The organism is Pseudarthrobacter sp. Hb11 (genome assembly GCF_059383655.1).
The window spans coordinates 1-20,569 of sequence record NZ_JBWZCM010000016.1; the positions used below are offsets into that span (position 1 = coordinate 1).

Below are 20,569 nucleotides of genomic sequence, written 5' to 3' on the forward strand. Positions count from 1 at the left end.
AAACCCACCGTCATCCTCGCCAAAACCGTCAAGGGCTACGGACTCGGACCCCACTTCGAGGGCCGCAACGCGACCCACCAAATGAAGAAACTCACCCTCGACGACCTGAAGAAGTTCCGCGACCACCTGCGGATCCCCATCACGGACGAGCAGCTCGAAAAAGACCCGTACCAGCCGCCGTACTACCACCCCGGCACGGACGCCCCGGAAATCCAGTACATGATGGAACGCCGCGCCGCCCTGGGCGGTTCGGTCCCGGAACGCCGGTCCAAGCACGCCGAGATCACCTTGCCGGACGCCAAGTCCTACGAGGTGGCCAAGCGCGGCTCGGGCAAGCAGCAGGCCGCCACCACCATGGCATTCGTGCGGTTGCTCAAGGACCTGATGCGGGACAAGGAGTTCGGCAAGCACATCGCCCCGATCATCCCGGATGAAGCGCGCACGTTCGGCATGGACGCCTTCTTCCCCACCGCGAAGATCTACAACCCCAAGGGCCAGAACTACCTCTCCGTGGACCGGGACCTGGTCCTGGCCTACAAGGAATCCGCCCAAGGCCAGCTGATCCACCCCGGGATCAACGAAGCCGGCGCCGTCGCAGCATTCACCGCCGCCGGAACCGCCTACGCCACCCACGGCGTGCCCCTGGTCCCGGTCTACGTGTTCTACTCCATGTTCGGCTTCCAGCGCACCGGCGACGCCTTCTGGGCAGCAGCAGACCAAATGACCCGCGGCTTCATCATCGGCGCCACCGCAGGCCGGACCACCCTCACCGGCGAAGGCCTCCAGCACGCCGACGGCCACTCCCCGCTCCTGGCCTCGACCAACCCGGCAGTGGTCACCTACGACCCCGCCTACGGCTACGAAATGGGCCACATCATCCGCGACGGCCTCGAACGCATGTACGGGCCCGACTCGGAAGACCGGAACCTTATGTACTACCTCACGGTGTACAACGAGCCCATCTCCCAGCCTGCCGAACCGGAGGAACTGGACGTGGAGGGTGTCCTCAAGGGCATCTACCTGCTGGCCCCGGCAAAGATCGACGGTCCCCGGGCCCAGATCCTGGCTTCCGGTGTGTCGGTGCCCTGGGCACTCGAGGCGCAGCAGCTCCTGGCCGACGATTGGGGCGTCTCCGCAGACGTCTGGTCCGTCACGTCCTGGAACGAACTGCGCCGCGACGGCATGGCTGCCGAGGAGGAAGCCTTCCTTAACCCCGGCCAGCCCGCGCGCGTCCCGTTCGTGACCCGGCAGCTCGAAGGGGCCACCGGCCCGGTTGTTGCCGTGTCGGACTACATGAAGGCCGTCCCGGACCAGATCCGCCAGTTCGTGCCGAACGAGTTCGCAACGCTCGGTGCCGACGGCTTCGGCTTTTCCGACACCCGTGCCGCAGCCCGCCGCTTCTTCAAGAACGACATCCACTCCATCGTGGTGCGTTCATTGGAGATGCTGGCCCGCCGCGGTGAGGTTGACGCGCAGGCACCGATGAAGGCAATCGACAAGTACCGGCTGCACAACGTCAATGCCGGTTCCACCGGCAACGCCGGAGGCGAGTCCTAGGACCCGCACCTAACCTGCGGCGATCCCGCGAAGTGCTGACGACGGCGGCCCCCACCGAAAGGCGGGGGCCGCCGTCGTCCGTATTACGGCAGGGACCGGTTGTGACGCACAACCAACGGGATTGTAGCCTTTGCACAAATGGAGCTTGCCGGGCAGTGGCCGTATGCTCAAAGAATGCCAGCACCAGCCACCCCGTCCGCCAAGCGCGAACCGTCCACGCCGAAGGTCACGCCGGAGAAGTCCGAAACGCTCAAAAAGCTGCGGGCAAACGTGGGCCAGCTTTCCACCACCACCTTGCGGGAGTTGGAGAAGTCCCTGCCCTGGTACGGCCGGCTCAGCTCGGATGAACGGTCCGCCCTTGGCATGGTGGCCCAGAACGGCATCGCCGCCTTTGTGACCTGGTACGAACGCCCAAGTTCCCCGTCCTGGATCCTTACCGACGTCTTCGGGACCGCCCCAACGGAACTGACCCGGTCCATCAGCCTGCAGAAAGCGCTGCAGCTGATCCGGATCGTGGTGGAGGTGGTGGAGGACCAGGTTCCGGTCATCGCTCCGGAAGCTGACCAGCCTTCCCTTCGTGAGGCCGTTCTTCGCTATTCCCGTGAGGTGGCGTTCGCCGCGGCCGACGTTTATGCACGGGCGGCCGAATCCCGCGGCTCCTGGGACACCCGGCTGGAAGCGCTGATCGTGGATGCCATCCTTCGCGGCGAAAACACTGACGCCCTGCGCTCGAGGATCGCGGCCCTGGGCTGGAAGGCGCAGGAACGGTTCACCGTTATGGTGGGCAACTCCCCCTCCGAGCCGAGCGCCAGCTACGTCAGCGAGCTCCGGCGAATGGCAGGACGCTATGCGGAGGACGCCCTTGTAGGCATCCAGGGCGATCGCCTGATCCTGATCCTGGGCGGCGTTTCGGACCGGGAGACCGCCTACGTGAAGCTCAGTGACATGTTCGCGCCCGGCCCCGTGGTGTACGGGCCCGAAGCCGGTTCCCTACTGGAGGCCAGCGGCTCGGCCCAGTCCGCCTTCGCTGGCCTGACGGCAGCCCGGGCCTGGCCTTCCGCGCCCCGGCCGGTTGCCGCCGACGACCTGCTGCCGGAGCGGGTGATCGCAGGAGACGACGCCGCCCGCCGTTCGCTGGTCAAGAACATCTACCGCCCGCTCCTGGCAGCGTCCAACGGGCTGGTGGAAACCCTTGGAACCTACCTGGAACTGGGCCATTCCCTTGAGGCAACAGCCCGTGAGCTCTTTGTCCACGCCAACACCGTCAGGTATCGGCTGAAGCGTGTCTGCGACGTCACGGGCTGGGATCCGCTCCTGCCGAGGGAGGCGTTTGTCCTTCAGGCAGCGCTTGTGGTGGGCCGTCTTTCCGCCCCGCCCAAAGCCTCTGTTGAGCGTCACCCGTCACGGAACCAGCCCTAAGGCGTTGTAGACTTCCTACAACCTGACCCCGTGAGCTTGGTGCGGACAAACACCGCTGAATCACACAGTAATTTGGAAAGCTGGTTACGTGCTTGCAATAGTCTGCCCTGGACAGGGCTCACAAACCCCGGGTTTTCTGGCCCCCTGGCTGGAACTGCCCCCGGTGGCAGGCCAGCTGGCCTCCCTGAGCGACATCGCAGGCATCGACCTCATCGCTCATGGGACCACCTCGGACGAGGAAACCATCAAGGACACTGCCGTGGCGCAGCCCCTGATTGTTGCCGCCGGGCTGGTGGCCGCAGCTTCCCTCTTCGACGTCGAGCTCAGCTCCCTGCCAGTCATCCTGGCGGGCCATTCCGTTGGTGAAATAACCGCTTCGGCCCTTGCCGGCGTCCTGACGGAGCAGGAAGCCATGACCTTCGTCCGCGAGCGTGCCAACAGCATGGCAGCCGCCGCGGCCGTCACCCCCACCGGCATGAGTGCCGTGGTGGGCGGGGACCCGGCAGAGGTGCTGGCAGCCATCGAAGCGGCGGGCGCCACTCCTGCGAACGTCAACGGCGCGGGCCAGACCGTGGCCGCGGGCACGTTCGACCAGCTGAAAGCCCTCGCCGAAAACCCGCCGGCGAAGGCGCGCGTCATCCCGCTGAAGGTGGCAGGCGCGTTCCACACCAGCCACATGTCACCTGCTGTCAGCGCCCTCACGGCACTGGCGCCCGCGCTGAAGCCGCAGGCGCCGACGGTACCCCTCCTGTCCAATTACGACGGCGGACCGGTCACCGATGGCGGGGCCGCCGTCGGCAGCCTGATCGCCCAGGTCTCCCGCCCGGTCCGCTGGGACCTGTGCATGGAAAGCCTGGTCCAGCGGGGTGTGACCGGCGTGATCGAGCTTGCTCCTGCCGGAACGCTCGCCGGGCTGGCCAAGCGCGGCATGCCCGGCGTCAAGACCGTTGCGGTCAAGACCCCCGATGATCTTTCCGCCGCCCTCGCGCTCTTCGCAGAACTGGAGGGCAACGCATGAGCGTTCCCACACTGAAACAGGCTCCCCTTCAGGAACACACCCGGATCCTCGGCCTCGGCGCCTACCGGCCGGACATCATCGTCACCAATGAAGATGTCTGCCAGTGGATCGATTCCTCCGATGAATGGATTCGGCAGCGGACCGGAATCGTGACGCGGCACCGTGCGGCCGCCGACGTCAGCGTCATCGACATGGCGGAGGGTGCTGCCCGTGAGGCCATGGAGAAGGCCGGAGTTGAAGCATCCGACCTCGGTGCCGTTATTGTTTCCACGGTCACCCACCCTTACGCCACGCCGTCTGCCGCCGCGAGCCTGGCAGACCGCCTCGGTGCCACCCCCGCACCTGCCTTTGACATCTCTGCAGCGTGCGCCGGCTACTGCTACGGCATTGCCCAGGGCGACGCACTCGTCCGTTCAGGCGCCGCGAAGTACGTCCTGGTGGTCGGCGCAGAGAAGCTGTCCGACGTTATCGACAACCGGGAACGCACTATCTCCTTCCTGCTCGGAGACGGAGCCGGCGCCGTCGTCATCGGCCCGTCCGAGACTCCCGGCATCGCACCCTCCGTGTGGGGGTCCGACGGCAGCAAGTGGGACGCCATCGGGATGACCCGCTCCATGCTGGACGTCCGCGACCTGGGCATGGCTGCCCGGCAGTCAGACTCCACAGGTGACCTTGCCCTGCTCGAAGAAGCCCAGGAGCTCTACCCCACGCTGCGGCAGGACGGCCAGACCGTATTCCGGTGGGCAGTCTGGGAAATGGCAAAGGTGGCCCAGCAGGCACTGGAGGCCGCCGGCGTGGAAGCCGAGGACCTTGTGGCGTTTATCCCCCACCAGGCCAACATGCGCATCATCGACGAGATGGTGAAGAAGCTGAAGCTGCCCGAGACCGTTACAGTGGCACGGGACATTGCCGACGCTGGAAACACCTCTGCGGCATCCATCCCCTTGGCCACACACCGGCTCCTGGCGGAGAAGCCGGAACTCAGTGGCGGGCTGGCGCTCCAGATCGGCTTCGGCGCCGGGCTGGTCTTCGGCGCGCAGGTAGTTGTCCTTCCCTAGGAACGCCCCCACAGGCCGCAACCGCGTCCTGGACCATTTCCGGCAGCCCCTGCCGGCAATACAAGAAAAGGAGCCATCAATGGCTAGCAACGAAGAGATCCTGGCCGGCTTGGCTGAAATCGTCAACGAGGAAACCGGCCTGGCCCCGGAGGCCGTGGAGCTGGACAAGTCCTTCACCGAGGACCTGGACATCGACTCCATCTCCATGATGACCATCGTGGTCAACGCTGAAGAGAAGTTCGGCGTGCGCATCCCGGACGAAGAGGTCAAGAACCTCAAGACCGTCGGCGACGCCGTGAGCTTCATCGCCGGAGCACAGGCCTAGCCAAGGCTTTAGCCGTCTATCGGCTTGGCGGGCTGCCGGTTCGGATGACCGGACCGGCAGCCCGCCGCATTTTTCCGGCACCCTGCTCCCAGCGGAGCGGTGCCGACCATCAATACGCGGGACCCTCCGGTAAGCCGGAGCCGGAATCCCCACCGACGAAAGAGTGATCCCATGACACGCAAAGTAGTCATCACCGGTCTGGGTGCCACCACGCCCATCGGCGGCGATGTACCCACGATGTGGAACAACGCGCTCAAGGGGGTCTCCGGTGCCCGCACCCTGGAGGACGACTGGGTAGCGAAGTATGAACTTCCCGTCCACTTCGCCGCCCGCTGCAGCACGCCTGCCCTCGAGGTACTCAGCCGGGTTGAGGCCAAGCGGATGGACCCCTCGACCCAGTTCGGCGTCATCGCCGCACGTGAGGCCTGGGCCGACTCCGGCATCACCGACTTCGACAAGGACCGGCTGGCTGTTGCGTTCGCCACCGGCATCGGCGGAGTCTGGACCCTGCTGGACGCCTGGGACACGCTGAAGGAAAAAGGCCCCCGCCGTGTCCTCCCCATGACAGTTCCCATGCTGATGCCCAACGGTGTTGCCGCCGCCGTCAGCCTGGACCTCGGCGCCCGCGCCGGCGCCCACACCCCGGTTTCCGCCTGCGCCTCCGGCACCGAAGCCATGCACCTGGGCCTGGACCTGATCCGTTCAGGCAAGGCAGATGTGGTGATGTGCGGCGGCGCCGAAGCAGCCATCCACCCGATGCCGTTGGCCGCGTTCGCATCCATGCAGGCGCTGTCCCGCCGCAATGACGACCCCCAGGCAGCCTCACGTCCGTACGACCTGGGCCGCGATGGCTTTGTGATGGGCGAGGGCGCCGGCGCGCTGGTCCTCGAAGCCGAAGAACACGCCCTGGCCCGCGGAGCCCGGATTTACGGCGAGCTCGCCGGCACCTCCGTTACGGCTGACGCATACCACATCACCGCTCCGGACCCTGCAGGCCTTGGCGCCACCCGAGCACTCAAGGCTGCCATGTTTGATGGCCGTATTCAGGCAGAGGACGTGGTGCACGTGAACGCCCACGCCACCTCGACTCCCGTGGGTGACAAGCCCGAGTACACCGCACTGCGCGCCGCACTCGGCAACCACATCGACAACGTTGCGGTCTCCGCCACCAAGTCGCAGATGGGCCACCTCCTCGGTGCATCCGGCGCCGTGGAGGCCGTGCTCACAGTTCTGGCCGTCTACGACCGGAAGGCCCCGGTCACAATCAACCTTGAGAACCAGGATCCGGAGATCCCGCTCGACGTCGTCACCTCCGCCCGCGACCTGCCCGCCGGCAACATCGTGGCCCTGAGCAACTCCTTCGGCTTCGGCGGACACAACGCCGTGGTGGCTGTGCGCAGCGTTTAGTTCCTCCCCGGGGTTTGCCGCCCCTACGCAAACAGGAGGCCCCGCCGGTTGGCGGGGCCTCCTGTTGTGCTATGGGGATTGATTCCTGGTTTTACTGTCTGCCGATGTTTTCCGTTGCCGAATTACGACGGCGGCGGGCGGGTATGGGCCCGTCAGCCCACCTGGTGCAGCCAGCGTACGGGAGCGCCCTCTGCAGCATGCCGGAAGGGCTCAAGCTCCTCATCCCAGGCCTCGCCAAGAGCCAGGGACAGCTCGTGGTACACGGCAGCGGGATCGCCTGCGCCCGACTCATAGGCGTAACGGATTCGATCTTCAGAGACCATGATGTTGCCGTGGACGTCGGTGACGGCATGGAAGATACCCAGTTCGGGCGTGTGCGACCAGCGGCCGCCGTCAACACCCTGGCTAGGTTCCTCGGTGACCTCATACCGGAGGTGGGCCCAGCCGCGGAGGGACGAGGCAAGCTGAGCGCCCGTACCGGGCGCACCGGTCCAGGACAGCTCCGCCCGGAACATTCCGGGCGCAGCAGGCTGAGGGGTCCACTCAAGATCCGTCCGCTTATCCACGACGGAGCCAATGGCCCACTCAACGTGAGGGCACAAAGCAGTCGGGGCTGAGTGAACAAACAGCACACCTCGGGTCATTGCAACAGACATTCCATCCTCCATAGCTCTAGGTACGTCTTCCCCAACGACCTCGCCTGGATGGAACTGCTGTGCCCTGCATGCGGGACTGCTCCCTGCCATATATTCAGTTGTTCAGATTGAGCAGTGTCCGGACTTGCTGGTCCGCACGAAGCAAAGGAGCTTCAAGCGGGACTTGAAAGTTGCCGGACGTGATTCTTATTGTGCCGTACACCGCGTAATTACGCCAGTGCGATTCGCGTTTACGGTACAAGCCCAGTGACGATCAGCCGTCAGGCCCTGGGATGTGCCTGCTGGTAGCTGTTTCGCAGCCGGTCCACAGAGACATGTGTGTAGATCTGGGTAGTGGCGAGGCTGCTGTGGCCCAGAATTTCCTGGACGGCACGCAGATCGGCGCCGCCATCCAGCAGGTGGGTGGCGGCCGAGTGCCGAAGGGCGTGCGGACCTGACGCCGACGTATCGCCCAGGGCCTCGAGGAGCTTGTTGACCAGCTCCCGGACCTGGCGCTGGTCCACCCGGCTGCCCCTTGACCCCAGGAAGAGGGCCGGGCCGCTGTTGTTTCGCACCAAGAGCGGCCGGCCGCGCCGCAGCCAGTCGTCCAGGGCCAGTGCCGCCGGTACTCCGTAGGGAACGGTGCGCTCCTTGTTTCCTTTGCCGATAACACGCAGGGTGCGGCGGTCCGGGTCCAGGTCATCGATGTCCAGCCCTGCGAGCTCTCCGACGCGGACGCCTGTGGCATATAGCAGTTCGACGATGGCGCGGTTTCGGATTGGCAGCGGCTCGCCGCCCGTGGCGGCTTCCTCCAAAGTGGTCAGTAGTCGCCTCAGCTGTTGCGACTGAAGGACTCCGGGCAGGGTGCGTTCACGTTTCGGAGCCTTGAGCCGCAGCGACGGGTCGGAGTCAATGCGCTCTTCCTTGAGGGCCCATGCTGTGAACGCACGGGCGGTAGCCGCCCGGCGGGCAAGCGTGGAGCGGGCGACACCCGCCTGGCTCTGTGCTCCCAGCCACCGCCGGAGGGTTCCGAGCTCGAGGTCCTCCAGCCGGGTGGCACCTTCGGAAGCGGCGTGGGCAAGGAGGCTGCGCAGGTCCCCCAGGTACGCCCGCAGGGTGTGGGCGGACATGGCCCGCTCCCCCGACAGATACTGGGAGAAGTCATCCGATGCCCGGCTCAGCTCCCGCGGCAATTCCTTGTTCTCCACCTTCCTACTGTCTCAGGTGTTGCCGGGGTTCAGGTCGCTGACACGGCCGCCATACCTACCATTGCTTCCTGCCTGCCATCGGTCATCAGGTTGCCTTGCCGCGTTTCCAGCCGCCTCTTTCGGACACGGCCAGCCCGAGCAGCCCGAGCCGCCCCAGGCCCGCACGGACGGATTCCTGGCTCAGGCCGGCGACAGAGCACAGTTTCTCGACCGATGTGGTGGAGCGAAGGGGCAGTGCGTCCAGGAGGATCAGGTCTTCCAGCGTCAGCCCGTCCTGGACCTCCGTTCCTGTCTGGCGCTGCTGTGGAAGCCCCGTTCCACTGGGCGCTGCAAGCTCCACAATTTCTGCTGCGTCTGTGACGCAGACAGCGCCGCCATCCCGCAGAAGCCGGTGGCAGCCAGCCGAGTTTGCACTGTGCACGGAACCGGGGACAGCCCCCACAGCCCGGCCAAGCGTTTCGGCATGGTGGGCAGTGTTAAGCGCTCCGGACCGCCAACGTGCCTCGACCACGACAGTCACCGCAGACAGGGCCGCGATGAGCCTGTTCCGCTGGAGGAAGCGGTAGCGGGTAGGCGCCGATCCGGGCGGGACCTCCGCGATCACCGCGCCCTGGTTGCAGACGGCGCGGAGGAGGTCCTCATTGCCAGATGGGTAGAAGCGGTCCACTCCCCCGGCCATCACAGCGATGGTTGGCATTTCGCCCCACGCGCCCGCCAGCGCGGCACGGTGGGCATGGGCATCAATGCCATAGGCCCCGCCCGACACGACCGTGAGACCGCGCTGGGCCAGGGAATAGGCAATGTCGCCGGTCACCGAGGCGCCGTAGCTGGTGCTGTCGCGGGACCCGACCAGGGCGATGCATTTGTCCGCGCCGGGAAGAGGTTGTTCCTGCCCCCGCCACCAAAGACAGATCGGTTCCTGTATACCAAGGTCGGCCAGCTGCCCTGGCCACAATTCGTCCGAGGGGATAATCAACCTGCCGCCCAGCCGTGCCATGGTGGCCAGGTCCCGCTCCGGGGCCAGGTCCGGAATGCGGGGCTGCCAGCGTTTTAATGCTGCGGCCATCCCGGCCCAGCTGGTGGCGGAGCCGCTGTCCGCGAGCAGCGCGGTGATTTCCTGCTCCAGCTCACGACCGGCCGCAGCCTGTCCGGTGGCTATCCGAAGGGCATCGACTGCGCCGCACACCTGCACGAGGGCCAGGCCTGCTGCGTCCTGGGGCTCCATGAGGCGGGCAAGCGCCGCACGGGAAAGTCTTTCGGTGTCCACTGCCGTTCCCTTCATGCGGCCACCGCCGCTGCCTGCCGCAAACCCAGGGCCTGACCAATGTCGTTTACGTCTGGTTTCTCCCGGTGACCCAGGTCTGCCAGGGTCCAGGCCAGACGCAGTACCCGGTCGTAGCCACGGGCAGTAAGGACACCACGCTCCAGTGAATGATCCAGGATGCGGGTGGCTGCCGGCGGAAGCCGCAGCTCTCCGCGCAGCACACGCCCCGGCACCTGCGAGTTCGTTTCCAGGCCAAAGGGTGCCAACCGCTCAAGCTGCCGCCCGCGGGCATTCCGGACGCGGGCGGCAATTGAAGCGGTATCCTCTTCCGCACCTGCCTGGCCAAACTCGGCGAGTGACACCCTCTCCACCTGAAGCTGGATGTCCACCCGGTCCAGCAACGGCCCGGACATCCTCGCCAGGTAGCGCCTGCGCATCACGGGCGTGCAGGTACAGTCCAGTCCTTTGCCGGACGCCTTGCCGCAGGGGCAGGGGTTGGCTGCCAGGACAAGCTGGAACCGGGCCGGATAGGCGGCGGTCCCCGCGGAGCGGTGGATCACCAGCTCGCCGCTCTCCAGCGGTTGGCGCAGCGCATCCAGCACGCGGCGCTCATACTCCGGCGCCTCGTCAAGGAACAGGACGCCCCGGTGGGCGCGGGAAGCGGCTCCCGGCCTCGGGAGGCCCGAGCCGCCGCCGATGATGGCTGCGGCCGTCGCCGAGTGGTGCGGGCTTTCGAAGGGCGGCCGCCGCAGCAGCTGGACCGAGGACGACGGCAGGCTGCACAGCGAGTGGATGGCAGTCACTTCCATGGCTTCGTGGTCCCCCAGATCCGGCAACAGCCCGGGGAGGCGCTCCGCCAGCATTGTTTTGCCGGCGCCGGGAGGTCCCGTGAGGAGCAGATGGTGCGCTCCGGCCGCTGCCACTTCCAGGGCCTGCCGGGCGTCACCCTGGCCGGAGACGTCCGCCATGTCCGGGTGCACGCCTGCTTGCTCCGGGGCGTCGTAGGCATGTTCAGGGTCCTCCGGTTCGAAGTCCAGCGCGAGTTCCTGGGGGTCCGCCCCGGAATCAAGAGCCAGCCGGGCAAGGGTGCGGTATCCCCTGACGTTGGCACCAGGCACCAGGGCGGCCTCCGCCAGGTTCGCCTGTGCCACCACAATGTCCGGATACCCGGCCTGCACAGACGCCATAACGGCGGGAAGGATGCCGCGGACCGGGCGCAACCTGCCATCCAGTCCCAGCTCAGCGATGAAGACCGTATTGCCGGTGGGCTTGATGTCGTTCGCAGCGCGGAGCACGGCCATGGTGACCGCCAGATCGAAACCCGATCCGCGCTTGGGAAGGGAAGCAGGAATAAGGTTCGCAGTGATCTTCCGGCGGCTCAGCGGTATGCCGGAGTTCTTGGCGGCTGATCTGATGCGTTCCTTGGCCTCGTTCAAGGAAGCATCCGGCAATCCGAGGAGCACAAATGCCGGCAAGGTCTGGCCGATGTCGGCCTCGACTTCCACGATGTACCCGTTCAGGCCCACCAGGGCTATGGAGTAGGTTCTTCCCAGGGCCACTCACCCCACCCCCTTGAGATGCTCCACCAGGGGTTCGCCGACGCCGTCGTCCACTACTGCGATCACGTCCACCCGCCGCAGCGGCATCCGCAACTCCCGGTCACGGCACCACGCTGAGCCGAGCCGGTGCAGGCGGGCCAGTTTCTCCGGGCCAACAGCCTCGAAGGGGTGCCCGTAGTCGAGGGAACGGCGTGTCTTTACTTCGGCAATTACCAGGGCGTCGCCGTCAAGCGCCACGATGTCTATTTCGCCTTCGGTGCAGCGCCAGTTGCGCTCAACCACCAGCATGCCCAGGGACTCAAGATAGCCAACCGCGAGGTCCTCGCCGTGCCGGCCCAACAGGTCTTTTGATTTCATTTCTACCTCCGCAACCAGCCTGCGGCGGCAGGGTTGCGGAGGTAAGGGAGCTTGTCCCGTATGTGTACTACGGCCCCTGTGCAGGAACAGTCAGCAGGACAGGGAGAGCCATCAGCGCAGGAAAAGCCGCCAGCTGAAGGGGGCTACTGGCCCAGGTCAACATCCTTGGGCAAGGCCAGTTCCTCGTTGCGGGGGAGCTCTTCGACGTTGACGTCCTTGAACGTGAGGACACGAACGCTTTTGACGAACCGTGCGGAACGGTACACATCCCACACCCAGGCGTCCTGCAGGGTCAGGTCGAAGTAGACCTCGCCGTCGGCGCTGCGGGCCTGCAGGTCTACGTGGTTGGCAAGGTAGAAGCGCCGTTCGGTCTCGACAACGTAGCTGAACAGGCCGACGACGTCGCGGTATTCACGGTAGAGCTGCAGCTCCATGTCGGTCTCATAGTTTTCAAGGTCCTCAGCACTCATGATTCCATCTTGCACCATCTCCGGCGCCGCTGGCGCCCGCGCCCGGCCGGTGTCAGTCTTCGATGCCGGTTTCGTTCCCGCTAACCGCCCTGCCGTCCAGCAGTTCCCCGCCGAGCAGGCGCCAGCTGACGCGGTGGTAGGGCGTGGGCCCTGCCGCGCGGAGGACGTCCCGGTGCAGGACGGTGGCGTAGCCCTTGTTGATGTCCCACCCGAAGTCCGGGTACTCAGCGTGGATTTCGCGCATCATCCTGTCCCGCTCCACTTTGGCGATGACGCTGGCAGCGGCAACGCTCAGGCACTGCATGTCGGCCTTAATCTTGGTGTGCACAGGTGCGTCGCAACCGGCGTCAAGAACGGGCTCGTCGAACAATGACAGCTGGTCTGCGGGAGAAAGCCAGTTGTGGCTGCCGTCCAGGAGAACCAGGTCGGGGGTGACTCCTGCGGCGAGAATTTCCTGCCAGGCCCGGGTGCCTGCCAGGCGCAGGGCCGCGATGATCCCGATGGAATCAATTTCCTGCGCCGATGCGTGGCCTACGGCGGACGCCACGCTCCACCTGCGGACCAGTGGATCAAGCCGTTCCCGTTCGGCGGGGCTCAAGAGCTTGCTGTCCTTCACTCCGGCAAGCGGCTTCTGGCGCTCCAGGTCCACAACGGCGATGCCTACGCTCACGGGACCGGCAAGGGCGCCGCGTCCCACTTCGTCCACGCCGGCCACCAGCCGTGCACCCTGGGCTTTGAACGTGCGTTCGTGCCTCAAAGTAGGCGCCTTGGCAGGGCGCGCGGCCACCTTTGATGATCCAGCCCGTCCCTTAGCGGCGCCACCCTTTGCGGGATCCGTCGTCGCCTGCCTGGCTTTGGCGGTGCCGGCTTGAACTGCGGAGGACATGGTCAGGGGGCCGCCGGTACGTTTCGGAACACATCCGGATAGTTGCCCAGGGCTGTGATGCGGTTCAGCGGCCAGGCGATGACCGCGGCTTTGCCTTCGAGGTCGGCGATATCTATGAACCCGCCGTCGGAATCCATATGCGCCCTGGAGTCAGCTGAATGGTTCCTGTTATCGCCCATCACCCACACCTTGCCTTCGGGGACAGTCACATCGAAGCTGCGGACCTGCGGAACCTCAGCCGGGTTGATGTAGCTTTCGTCGATGGCGGTCCCGTTGACAGTCAGTTTACCGCCGGCATCACAGCAGACCACGTGGTCCCCTGGCAGACCGATGACCCTCTTGACCAGGTGCTGCTCGGAGTTGTCCGGCAGGAGGCCCACGAAGGTCAGGCCGTCCTGGACCCAGGTGAACGGTCCGTCGGCCCTTTCCTCGGCGGCCGGCAACCAGCCCTTGGTGTCGCGGAAGACCACCACGTCACCACGGCTCAGCGAGAAGGGTTCAGGCACCAGGAGATTAACAAAGATCCGGTCATCAACGTCGAGTGTGCTAACCATGGACTCGGAGGGGATGAAGAACGCCCGGAACAGGAAGGTCTTGATGAGGAAGGAGAGCACCACCGCGATCACTACCACCGTGGCAATTTCCTTCAGCCAGGCAAGCAGCTGGCTTCCGCCGTCCTTCCCGCTGGCCTTGGCGGCAGCACGGCTGCCGGCTTGTTTGGGAGCAGGTCCTTCAGGGCCCGTGGCGGCTGCCTCAGGTGCGGCTGCCTTGGGTGCGGCGTCGGCCCGGGAATCCGAAGCTCCGTCGGGACGCGGTTCGGGTGTCCGCGCATGGTTCTCGGGCATTTACTGTCCGTTCTCTGTTAAGGGGCCTGCCGCTGGCGGCCGAGGTACTTCAGCAAATCTATCAAGCGGCCAAATGATCTGGACGGGCCTGCCGATAACACGGTCTACGGGCACCATTCCCCCGCCGGGAGCACCGAGCAGGCTCCGGGAATCGGCGGACAGCGAGCGGTGGTCACCCAGCAGCCACAGCCGCCCGTCAGGCACCTCGGCACTGAACTTCCCGGTGCTGGGGGCATCTCCGGGAAAGATATAGGGCTCATCCAGCGGCTCGCCGTTCACGGTGATCTTCCCGTCGGCATCACAGCAGACCACGGTGTCCCCTGGCAGGCCGATGATCCGTTTTACATACGTGGTGTCGCTGCCGGTGAGGCCAAGCCATTGGGTGATCGCGGACGCGCCGTCCGCGAGCGGACCCTTGCCGCTGTTAAGCGGCGCGAAGGTTCCCCGGCCGTCAAACACCACGATGTCGCCCCGCCGGACGGGTTCGGACCGAAAATCGGTGCGGGACACCAGGATGCGGTCCCCGCCCTCAAGGACCGGTTCCATGGACTCGGACGGAATGAAGTAGACGTCGAGCCACAGGGCGCGGACCAGCCCGCTGACGGCAATGGCCAGGACAAGGGCAAGGAACACAAAACGCCAGCCCGTTTTTCGGGGCTGGCGTTTTGTCTGGTCCATAAGTCCGTATCCTGGGCGCTGGTGCATGGCTCCGGCGCTGGCCGGATACGGCTGCGGCCCTGCCTCTGTAGGTCTGTTAAGGACTTACTTGGCGGTGCTGAAGTCGCGCTTTTCCTTGATCTTCGCAGCCTTACCGCGCAGTGCACGCATGTAGTAAAGCTTGGCGCGGCGCACGTCACCCTTGGTAACGAGCTCGATCTTGTCGATGATCGGGGAGTGTACCGGGAAGGTACGCTCCACGCCGACGCCGAAGGAAACCTTGCGGACCGTGAAGGTCTCGCGGATGCCGTCACCCTGGCGGCCAAGGACGAAGCCCTGGAATACCTGGACACGGGAGTTCTTGCCTTCGATGATGTTCACGTGAACCTTGAGGGTGTCACCCGCGCGGAACTCGGGAACATCGGTGCGCAGCGAAACTGCATCTACGGAATCGAGAATATGCATGATTGCACTCCTGGTGAACGCCACAGGTCATTCACTTTGGGTCACGGCAGCCAAGCCCGGACGCTTGCAGCGCTACCGGAAATTACTGCCGAAAGGTAAGTGGTCCGCTCTCTTTCACTGATTGAAGAGGACGGTTGTCTTAGCTGTTGGTTGCGCTCCCCCTGTGGCAGGTGCGGACCCAGCAGACACAAGGACTAATTTTGCCACAGTCCGCCACGTACAGCCAATTTTGGTTCCTTCCGCGTCGAACCGGCGGCCGGGTCAGTCCGGCTGTTCCGCCTGCGCGTCCGGGCGGCGCAGCAGACGGCCGTCGACGACGTCGTACCCCAGGTCCTGCAGGGCGGTGCGGTCGGCACGCGGCAGCTTCCCGGCGTCGAACGTTTCGAGCAGGTCCGGGCGGCGCTCCGCCGTCCGTCGGTACTGTTCGCTGCGGCGCCACTGCGCAATTTTTCCGTGGTTGCCGCTGAGGAGCACGGCCGGCACTTCGCGTTCCCGCCAGACGGAAGGCTTGGTGTAGACAGGGTACTCCAGCAGCCCGTCGGAATGGGACTCCTCCACCAGCGACTCGGGGTTGCCAACAACGCCCGGCAGGAGCCTGCCGATGGCCTCCACCATGGCCAGGACGGCCACTTCCCCGCCGTTCAGGACGTAGTCGCCCAAGCTGACGGGGCGGACGGTGAAGTGCTCGCGGGACCACTCGATGACCCGCTCATCGATGCCCTCGTACCGCCCGCAGGCAAACGTCAGATGTTCCTCCTCGGCCAGCTCGTAGGCGAGGGCCTGCGTGAACCGCTCCCCCGCCGGCGATGGAACGATCAGGACCGGCTTGCCCGCATCTTCCGGACGGTCCGTTGCGATCGAGGAGAGTGCCTGGGCCCACGGTTCAGGTTTCATCACCATGCCGGCGCCGCCGCCGTAGGGTGTGTCATCCACTGTGCGGTGCCTGTCCGTGGTGAAGGCGCGGAGGTCGTGGACACGAAGGTCCAGCAGCCCGTCCTGGCGTGCCTTGCCGATCAGCGATAGTTCCAGCGGCGCCAGGTACTCGGGAAAGATGCTGACAACGTCGATCCGCATTTAGGCTTTGCCTTCGGTTTCCGGCACACCGTCCTGGTCGGGCCCCGCCTCCTGGTCCGAGTTGACCTCGAACAGGCCGTCCGGCGGGGTGAGGAGGATGAACCCTTCCTCGATGTTGACCTCGGGGACGATCTGCTCGACGAAGGGAATAAGGATCTCTTCCCCATCCGGGGTGGTGACCGTCAAAAGATCCTGTACGGGCATGGTGTTCAGTGCGGTGACCTTGCCCACTGCGCGGGAACCGACGCGGGCCTCGAGCCCGACCAGTTCGTGCTCGTACCAGCCTTCGTCGTCGTCCTCGTCGAGCTCTTCGGTTTCGATGAAGAGCTTGGCTCCACGCAGGGTCTCCGCTTCATTGCGGGTCCCAACCTCGTCGAAGCCCAGCAGGAGAATGTCCTTGTTCCAGCGGGCGCTGCTCACGGTAAGCGGACCTGCGGACGCCGGTTCCACCACAAATTCAGTACCCGGCACAAACCGGTCCCCAGGGGCGTCCGTCAGGACCTGGACCGTAACTTCCCCGCGAATGCCGTGGGGTTTGCCGATTCGTGCCACCTGGAGCTGCATGTGTTCCTCTGTCTTGGATGTGGTTGGCGGTGTTCTGGTGAAAGCACTCCGGCCCCTCCACCGTTTGGTGGAGGGGCCGGAGCAAAAACTGATGTTGCTGAGCGCTCAGCGGCGGCGGTCGGTGTCGACGACGTCGACCCTTACCGGTTCGCCGCCGGCCAGGGCTGCCACAACGGTGCGCAGTGCGCGTGCCGTGCGGCCCTGGCGGCCGATCACCCGTCCGAGGTCGTCCTGATGGACCCGCACGTCGAGGGTGTCCCCGCGGCGGTTGCTCTTGGAGCTGACCTTGACGTCATCCGGGGAATCAACGATCCCCCGGACCAGGTGTTCGAGCGCTTCTGCCAGCAATTTACTCAGCCTCGGTGGTCTCTGCTTCGGCCGGTGCCTCGGCTGCGTCAGACTTGGATGCCTTCTTGGTGATGGCTTCCGGGATGATCACAGAACCCTTTTCCGGGGCAACGAAGGCTTCCTTCGGAGCTTTGGTCTTCAGGGTGCCTTCCTGGCCCGGGAGGCCCTTGAACTTCTGCCAGTCACCGGTGATCTTCAGGATAGCGGCAACCTGCTCGGACGGCTGGGCGCCGACGGAGAGCCAGTACTGGGCACGCTCGGAGTCGACCTCGATGTACGAGGGCTCTTCGGTGGGGTGGTACTTGCCGATCTCCTCGATGGCGCGGCCGTCACGCTTGGTGCGTGAGTCTGCGACGACGATGCGGTAGTACGGTGCGCGCATTTTGCCAAAGCGCTTAAGGCGAATCTTTACGGCCACTTTTGTGGTCACTCCTGTTTCAGAAAGGGGGTGAACCCGGCGTTCTGCACCCGTGGGGCGGGCCGTACTTGCGGGCTCGAAGGACAGGATCCGGACGCGGAGAGAGGGGCCACGCAGATCGAGTACCTGTTTATTGTGCCAGATGAGCGTCCGGATTTCGACTTGGGACCCCGCCCGCCGTCACCGGGCAGGGAAGCCGACGGTGGTGTCAGGAGGACCAGACGTACAGGCCGGTGCGTTCTGCGTCGTCGATTCCGCCGGCCAGTTCCGCCAGCTGCTGCACATAGGTCCGTGCCTGGGCTGCTTCGAACGGCATGTCGTCCTGGGCTGCCCACTGCTCGGCTACGTCGTCGAGGACGTTGCCTTCCCCCTCGGTTTCATAGGAGAGCAGGTCCGCCAGGGCACGGACCATGGCGGCCGGGACAGCCAGGAGCGAATCGCTCGAAACGTCCACCATGGTCAGCTCATAGTCGGACCCACCGGCGTGCACCGCAGTGCCGGCCAGGTCGCCGAGCTGCTCTACTTCGAAATCACTGATTCCCTGGATCCTGACAGCATCGCCGGCAGGCGCGCTTCCGCCCTGGTCCAGGATTCCGGCGCGCTTCAGCGCGCCTTCGTGGGTGGCCACAAAGATTTCGGTAAAGCCCATGGGAATTGCCCTCATTCCGTCGACGGTGCGGCCTTCAGGAAAGCGGCGCCCGCCGCCCCGGCCGTTCGGCTTCAGCCTAGTACAAAGCCCGCCCCTGCCCAGGCGCGGGGGGCCTGCGCAGGGGGCGCAAGCGTCAGCGGACCGCCACCCGGATTCTGTTGCGCCAGGGATCCTCGAACCGCAGCTCCGCGCCAGTGTGATGGGCCGGCAGCCCTGCGACCTTCAGGCGGTCCGCGAGAGCCCCGACGTCGTCTCCGGACGGCACCTCGATGAGTACCTCGCCGAGGCCGAGTGTGTCCTTGCGGGGCCCGGCGCCACGGCTGTTCCAGACATTCATGGCCATGTGGTGGTGGTAGCCGCCGGCGGAGACGAACAATGCCTGCCCGTGCCAGCCCGCAGTCTTTTCGAAGCCGAGGATCCCCACGTAGAAGTCGCGGGCAGAATGGACGTCGCCCACCTGGAGGTGGACGTGGCCAATTCCTGCCACGGATCCGTGCTGGCGCTCCAGGGATTCTTCGGTGAGGTGCTGTTCCAGGTAACGCTGCGGCGGCAGGGCCAGGCTGTCCATGACCACGTCGGTGCCGTTCCAGGACCAGTTGCTCCGCGGCCGGTCCCAGTACAGCTCGATGCCGTTGCCTTCCGGGTCGTTGAAGTAGAAGGCCTCACTGACGAGATGGTCGGCGCTGCCCGTGAACGAGCGGGGCTCGAACTGTGCCGCGGTGGCGATGGTGGCTGCGAGGTCTGCCTGGTTGTCAAAAAGCAGCGCCGTGTGGAAGAGGCCGGCCTCTCCCCTGCCCGGGAGGTTCAGCCCGGGAGCGGGCGCAAGGTGGACCAGGGGCTTCTGCAGGCGGCCGAGGTAGATTCCGCCGTCCTGCTCGGCGACAACCTCAAGCCCAAGGGCCCGCTGGTAGTAATCGGTCATAACCTTCATGTCGCCGACCTTGAGCATCACGGTGCCCATGGTGAGGTCGGCGGGAAGAAGGTCCTGGCTTGCGGTTTCTGCAGTCATGTGGGAACTCCCGGTGCTGGGGCCCTTTGGGGTGGGGGCCTATGACTATTAAAATTACTTGAAGCTTCAATTTATTCCAAGTGCCACAAAAGTCCTCCCGATGCCGGCATCAACGAAGGACGCGGCCGCCCAGCACAACGTTTGCCAGCCCGCTGACCGTTTCCGGAACCTTCCGCGGATCCTCCCTGCACAGCACGACGTCGGCGCGGGCCCCCTCCTGCAGACCCTCGGCGCCCAGCCACTCCCGGGCGCCCCAGCAGGCGGCGTCGAGGGCAGCGGCCATGGGAAGCCCTGCGTGATGGAGGGCAAGGATTTCATCGGCGATCCTGCCGTGCCGTATGACGCTGCCGGCATCGGTACCGGCGTAGATCTGCACCCCTGCCTCGTACGCCTCCAGCACCCGCTCCGCCCGGCGCTCCCACAGCGCGCGCATGTGTGCGGCGTACCGGGGAAACTTGGGCTCCGCCTGCGCTGCGATGTCCGGGAAAGTGGCGATGTTGATGAGGGTGGGAACAATGGGGATGCCCTGCTCCACGAACCGCGGGAGGTGCCGCGGCAGGAGCCCGGTGGCGTGTTCGATGCAGTCGATGCCCGCGTCCAGCATCTGGTCCAGGGTGTCTTCGGCAAAGCAATGCGCGGTGATCCGGGCCCCCTCGTCGTGCACCGCCTGGACAGCGTCCCTAACGACGGCGGCGGGAAACGACGGCGCCAGGTCACCGGCGCCGCGGTCGATCCAGTCCCCCACAAGCTTGACCCAGCCGTCGCCGTCCCGGGCCTGCTTCCGGACGGCTTCCACCAGGCCGTCCGGTTCAACTTCCTCAGCGAAACCCCGTAAGTACCGGCCGGTCCTGGCTACATGCCTGCCGGCCCGGATCAGCACCGGCGCGTCGCGGCTGTCCTGCAGGAAGCGGGTGTCAGCAGGGGAACCGGCGTCCCGGGCCAGCAATGTGCCTGCGTTCAGGTCCGTCCGGGCCTGTTCCTCCGCCGTCGCAGGATCCACGGCGCCGCCGGGTCCCAGCCCGATGTGGCAGTGGGCATCAACGAAGCCCGGAAGCACGCAGCCGTCCAGGACCCGTTCGGGAACGAGCGGCGGCCGGGTGAAGGTCAACAGCCCGTCAACGGACCACAGTCCCCGCCGCACGGTGTCCGGCCCGGTGAGCACCGGGCCGCTGAATTCGATAACTTCCGGCATTAGGCCCCTCTTCCTCGCCAGTCAGGCTAGCACCGGCAAGGTGACAAGCCCCTCCCGGACGGCTGTGGTAGCTTCGTTCCTGACCACACGGGTGCCCCTGCAGGGGCTGAGATCGGGCTGACGCAGCCTGCGACCGTTGAACCTGTCCGGGTAATGCCGGCGAAGGAAGTGAGTATTCCCTTGCG

At 65.6% G+C, this 20,569-nt stretch carries 23 protein-coding genes and 1 riboswitch; of the genes, 6 read left to right on the forward strand and 17 right to left on the reverse strand.

The genetic code is table 11. The annotated features are described in order from the left end of the window. From AC50X7_RS16805 to AC50X7_RS16830, 6 genes are all read left to right on the forward strand, one after another. Positions 1-1,557: transketolase-like TK C-terminal-containing protein (locus tag AC50X7_RS16805; protein ID WP_494980058.1), on the forward strand; the 1,557-nt coding region annotated here is incomplete at its 5' end. A gap of 174 nt (positions 1,558-1,731) precedes the next feature. Next, a complete protein-coding gene (locus AC50X7_RS16810; RefSeq protein ID WP_494980059.1) occupies positions 1,732-2,976 on the forward strand; it encodes a PucR family transcriptional regulator in 1,245 nt (414 codons plus the stop codon). Between the two features lie 88 nt (positions 2,977-3,064). Then, positions 3,065-3,994 carry an ACP S-malonyltransferase gene (locus AC50X7_RS16815; RefSeq protein WP_494980060.1) on the forward strand — a complete coding sequence of 310 codons (930 nt, stop codon included), beginning with the start codon at positions 3,065-3,067 and terminating at the stop codon, positions 3,992-3,994. Further along, entirely contained in the window at positions 3,991-5,052 is a 1,062-nt protein-coding gene (locus AC50X7_RS16820) for a beta-ketoacyl-ACP synthase III (RefSeq protein WP_307094781.1), read from the forward strand. Before AC50X7_RS16815 ends, AC50X7_RS16820 begins: the two co-directional genes overlap by 4 nt. Positions 5,053-5,131: 79 nt before the next feature. After that, entirely contained in the window at positions 5,132-5,377 is a 246-nt protein-coding gene (locus AC50X7_RS16825) for an acyl carrier protein (protein WP_009359314.1), read from the forward strand. Positions 5,378-5,548: 171 nt separating this feature from the next. Next, complete coding sequence (locus AC50X7_RS16830; protein ID WP_494980061.1) at positions 5,549-6,784, forward strand: beta-ketoacyl-[acyl-carrier-protein] synthase family protein; 1,236 nt, start codon at positions 5,549-5,551, stop codon at positions 6,782-6,784. A gap of 152 nt (positions 6,785-6,936) precedes the next feature. Here AC50X7_RS16830 and AC50X7_RS16835 read toward each other — a convergent pair whose 3' ends face one another. The 17 genes from AC50X7_RS16835 to AC50X7_RS16915 form a co-directional block, all read right to left on the reverse strand. Next, complete coding sequence (locus AC50X7_RS16835) at positions 6,937-7,440, reverse strand: DUF3145 domain-containing protein (RefSeq protein WP_104042113.1); 504 nt, start codon at positions 7,438-7,440, stop codon at positions 6,937-6,939. Positions 7,441-7,700: 260 nt separating this feature from the next. Continuing rightward, on the reverse strand, positions 7,701-8,627 hold the full coding sequence (locus tag AC50X7_RS16840; RefSeq protein ID WP_494980062.1) for a tyrosine recombinase XerC: 927 nt from the start codon (positions 8,625-8,627) through the stop codon (positions 7,701-7,703). Between the two features lie 85 nt (positions 8,628-8,712). Next, positions 8,713-9,909: a DNA-processing protein DprA gene (dprA, locus tag AC50X7_RS16845; protein ID WP_494980063.1), complete on the reverse strand. Its 1,197-nt coding sequence runs from the start codon at positions 9,907-9,909 to the stop codon at positions 8,713-8,715. Then, positions 9,906-11,450, reverse strand: coding sequence for a YifB family Mg chelatase-like AAA ATPase (locus AC50X7_RS16850; protein ID WP_494980064.1), 1,545 nt, complete (start codon positions 11,448-11,450; stop codon positions 9,906-9,908). The genes dprA and AC50X7_RS16850 overlap by 4 nt, the downstream gene beginning before the upstream one ends. Continuing rightward, on the reverse strand, positions 11,451-11,807 hold the full coding sequence (locus AC50X7_RS16855; protein ID WP_104042119.1) for a YraN family protein: 357 nt from the start codon (positions 11,805-11,807) through the stop codon (positions 11,451-11,453). Positions 11,808-11,950: 143 nt separating this feature from the next. After that, positions 11,951-12,277 carry a DUF2469 domain-containing protein gene (locus AC50X7_RS16860; protein ID WP_013601392.1) on the reverse strand — a complete coding sequence of 109 codons (327 nt, stop codon included), beginning with the start codon at positions 12,275-12,277 and terminating at the stop codon, positions 11,951-11,953. Between the two features lie 52 nt (positions 12,278-12,329). Further along, on the reverse strand, positions 12,330-13,163 hold the full coding sequence (rnhB, locus tag AC50X7_RS16865; RefSeq protein WP_494980065.1) for a ribonuclease HII: 834 nt from the start codon (positions 13,161-13,163) through the stop codon (positions 12,330-12,332). Between the two features lie 2 nt (positions 13,164-13,165). After that, on the reverse strand, positions 13,166-14,008 hold the full coding sequence (gene lepB, locus AC50X7_RS16870; RefSeq protein WP_494980066.1) for a signal peptidase I: 843 nt from the start codon (positions 14,006-14,008) through the stop codon (positions 13,166-13,168). Then, a complete protein-coding gene (gene lepB, locus AC50X7_RS16875) occupies positions 14,009-14,686 on the reverse strand; it encodes a signal peptidase I (RefSeq protein WP_494980067.1) in 678 nt (225 codons plus the stop codon). A gap of 84 nt (positions 14,687-14,770) precedes the next feature. Next, positions 14,771-15,130 carry a 50S ribosomal protein L19 gene (gene rplS, locus AC50X7_RS16880; RefSeq protein ID WP_494980068.1) on the reverse strand — a complete coding sequence of 120 codons (360 nt, stop codon included), beginning with the start codon at positions 15,128-15,130 and terminating at the stop codon, positions 14,771-14,773. A 261-nt stretch (positions 15,131-15,391) separates the two neighbouring features. Then, positions 15,392-16,204, reverse strand: coding sequence for a tRNA (guanosine(37)-N1)-methyltransferase TrmD (gene trmD, locus AC50X7_RS16885; protein WP_494980069.1), 813 nt, complete (start codon positions 16,202-16,204; stop codon positions 15,392-15,394). Beyond that, on the reverse strand, positions 16,205-16,768 hold the full coding sequence (rimM, locus tag AC50X7_RS16890) for a ribosome maturation factor RimM (RefSeq protein WP_494980070.1): 564 nt from the start codon (positions 16,766-16,768) through the stop codon (positions 16,205-16,207). Between the two features lie 105 nt (positions 16,769-16,873). Continuing rightward, positions 16,874-17,116, reverse strand: coding sequence for an RNA-binding protein (locus AC50X7_RS16895; protein WP_494980071.1), 243 nt, complete (start codon positions 17,114-17,116; stop codon positions 16,874-16,876). A gap of 1 nt (position 17,117) precedes the next feature. Beyond that, positions 17,118-17,534: a 30S ribosomal protein S16 gene (rpsP, locus tag AC50X7_RS16900; protein ID WP_104042129.1), complete on the reverse strand. Its 417-nt coding sequence runs from the start codon at positions 17,532-17,534 to the stop codon at positions 17,118-17,120. Positions 17,535-17,742: 208 nt separating this feature from the next. Next, positions 17,743-18,183 carry a hypothetical protein gene (locus AC50X7_RS16905; RefSeq protein WP_494980111.1) on the reverse strand — a complete coding sequence of 147 codons (441 nt, stop codon included), beginning with the start codon at positions 18,181-18,183 and terminating at the stop codon, positions 17,743-17,745. A 133-nt stretch (positions 18,184-18,316) separates the two neighbouring features. Then, a complete protein-coding gene (locus tag AC50X7_RS16910; RefSeq protein WP_494980072.1) occupies positions 18,317-19,192 on the reverse strand; it encodes a VOC family protein in 876 nt (291 codons plus the stop codon). Between the two features lie 109 nt (positions 19,193-19,301). Beyond that, positions 19,302-20,384 (reverse strand): amidohydrolase family protein, encoded by a 1,083-nt coding sequence (locus tag AC50X7_RS16915; protein WP_494980073.1) that lies wholly within the window; start codon positions 20,382-20,384, stop codon positions 19,302-19,304. Between the two features lie 77 nt (positions 20,385-20,461). Beyond that, positions 20,462-20,569: riboswitch (TPP riboswitch) on the forward strand.

What these genes read in the sequence shown, in the direction of transcription:
- AC50X7_RS16810 (WP_494980059.1), top strand. Translation starts at nt 1,732, where the DNA reads ATGCCAGCACCAGCCACCCCGTCCGCCAAGCGCGAACCGTCCACGCCG.
- lepB (WP_494980066.1), bottom strand. Translation starts at nt 14,008, where the DNA reads ATGCCCGAGAACCATGCGCGGACACCCGAACCGCGTCCCGACGGAGCT.
- AC50X7_RS16860 (WP_013601392.1), bottom strand. Translation starts at nt 12,277, where the DNA reads ATGAGTGCTGAGGACCTTGAAAACTATGAGACCGACATGGAGCTGCAG.
- AC50X7_RS16855 (WP_104042119.1), bottom strand. Translation starts at nt 11,807, where the DNA reads ATGAAATCAAAAGACCTGTTGGGCCGGCACGGCGAGGACCTCGCGGTT.
- dprA (WP_494980063.1), bottom strand. Translation starts at nt 9,909, where the DNA reads ATGAAGGGAACGGCAGTGGACACCGAAAGACTTTCCCGTGCGGCGCTT.
- AC50X7_RS16905 (WP_494980111.1), bottom strand. Translation starts at nt 18,183, where the DNA reads ATGGGCTTTACCGAAATCTTTGTGGCCACCCACGAAGGCGCGCTGAAG.
- AC50X7_RS16910 (WP_494980072.1), bottom strand. Translation starts at nt 19,192, where the DNA reads ATGACTGCAGAAACCGCAAGCCAGGACCTTCTTCCCGCCGACCTCACC.
- AC50X7_RS16835 (WP_104042113.1), bottom strand. Translation starts at nt 7,440, where the DNA reads ATGTCTGTTGCAATGACCCGAGGTGTGCTGTTTGTTCACTCAGCCCCG.
- rplS (WP_494980068.1), bottom strand. Translation starts at nt 15,130, where the DNA reads ATGCATATTCTCGATTCCGTAGATGCAGTTTCGCTGCGCACCGATGTT.
- rnhB (WP_494980065.1), bottom strand. Translation starts at nt 13,163, where the DNA reads ATGTCCTCCGCAGTTCAAGCCGGCACCGCCAAAGCCAGGCAGGCGACG.
- AC50X7_RS16830 (WP_494980061.1), top strand. Translation starts at nt 5,549, where the DNA reads ATGACACGCAAAGTAGTCATCACCGGTCTGGGTGCCACCACGCCCATC.
- AC50X7_RS16825 (WP_009359314.1), top strand. Translation starts at nt 5,132, where the DNA reads ATGGCTAGCAACGAAGAGATCCTGGCCGGCTTGGCTGAAATCGTCAAC.
- AC50X7_RS16820 (WP_307094781.1), top strand. Translation starts at nt 3,991, where the DNA reads ATGAGCGTTCCCACACTGAAACAGGCTCCCCTTCAGGAACACACCCGG.
- AC50X7_RS16915 (WP_494980073.1), bottom strand. Translation starts at nt 20,384, where the DNA reads ATGCCGGAAGTTATCGAATTCAGCGGCCCGGTGCTCACCGGGCCGGAC.
- rimM (WP_494980070.1), bottom strand. Translation starts at nt 16,768, where the DNA reads ATGCAGCTCCAGGTGGCACGAATCGGCAAACCCCACGGCATTCGCGGG.
- trmD (WP_494980069.1), bottom strand. Translation starts at nt 16,204, where the DNA reads ATGCGGATCGACGTTGTCAGCATCTTTCCCGAGTACCTGGCGCCGCTG.
- lepB (WP_494980067.1), bottom strand. Translation starts at nt 14,686, where the DNA reads ATGGACCAGACAAAACGCCAGCCCCGAAAAACGGGCTGGCGTTTTGTG.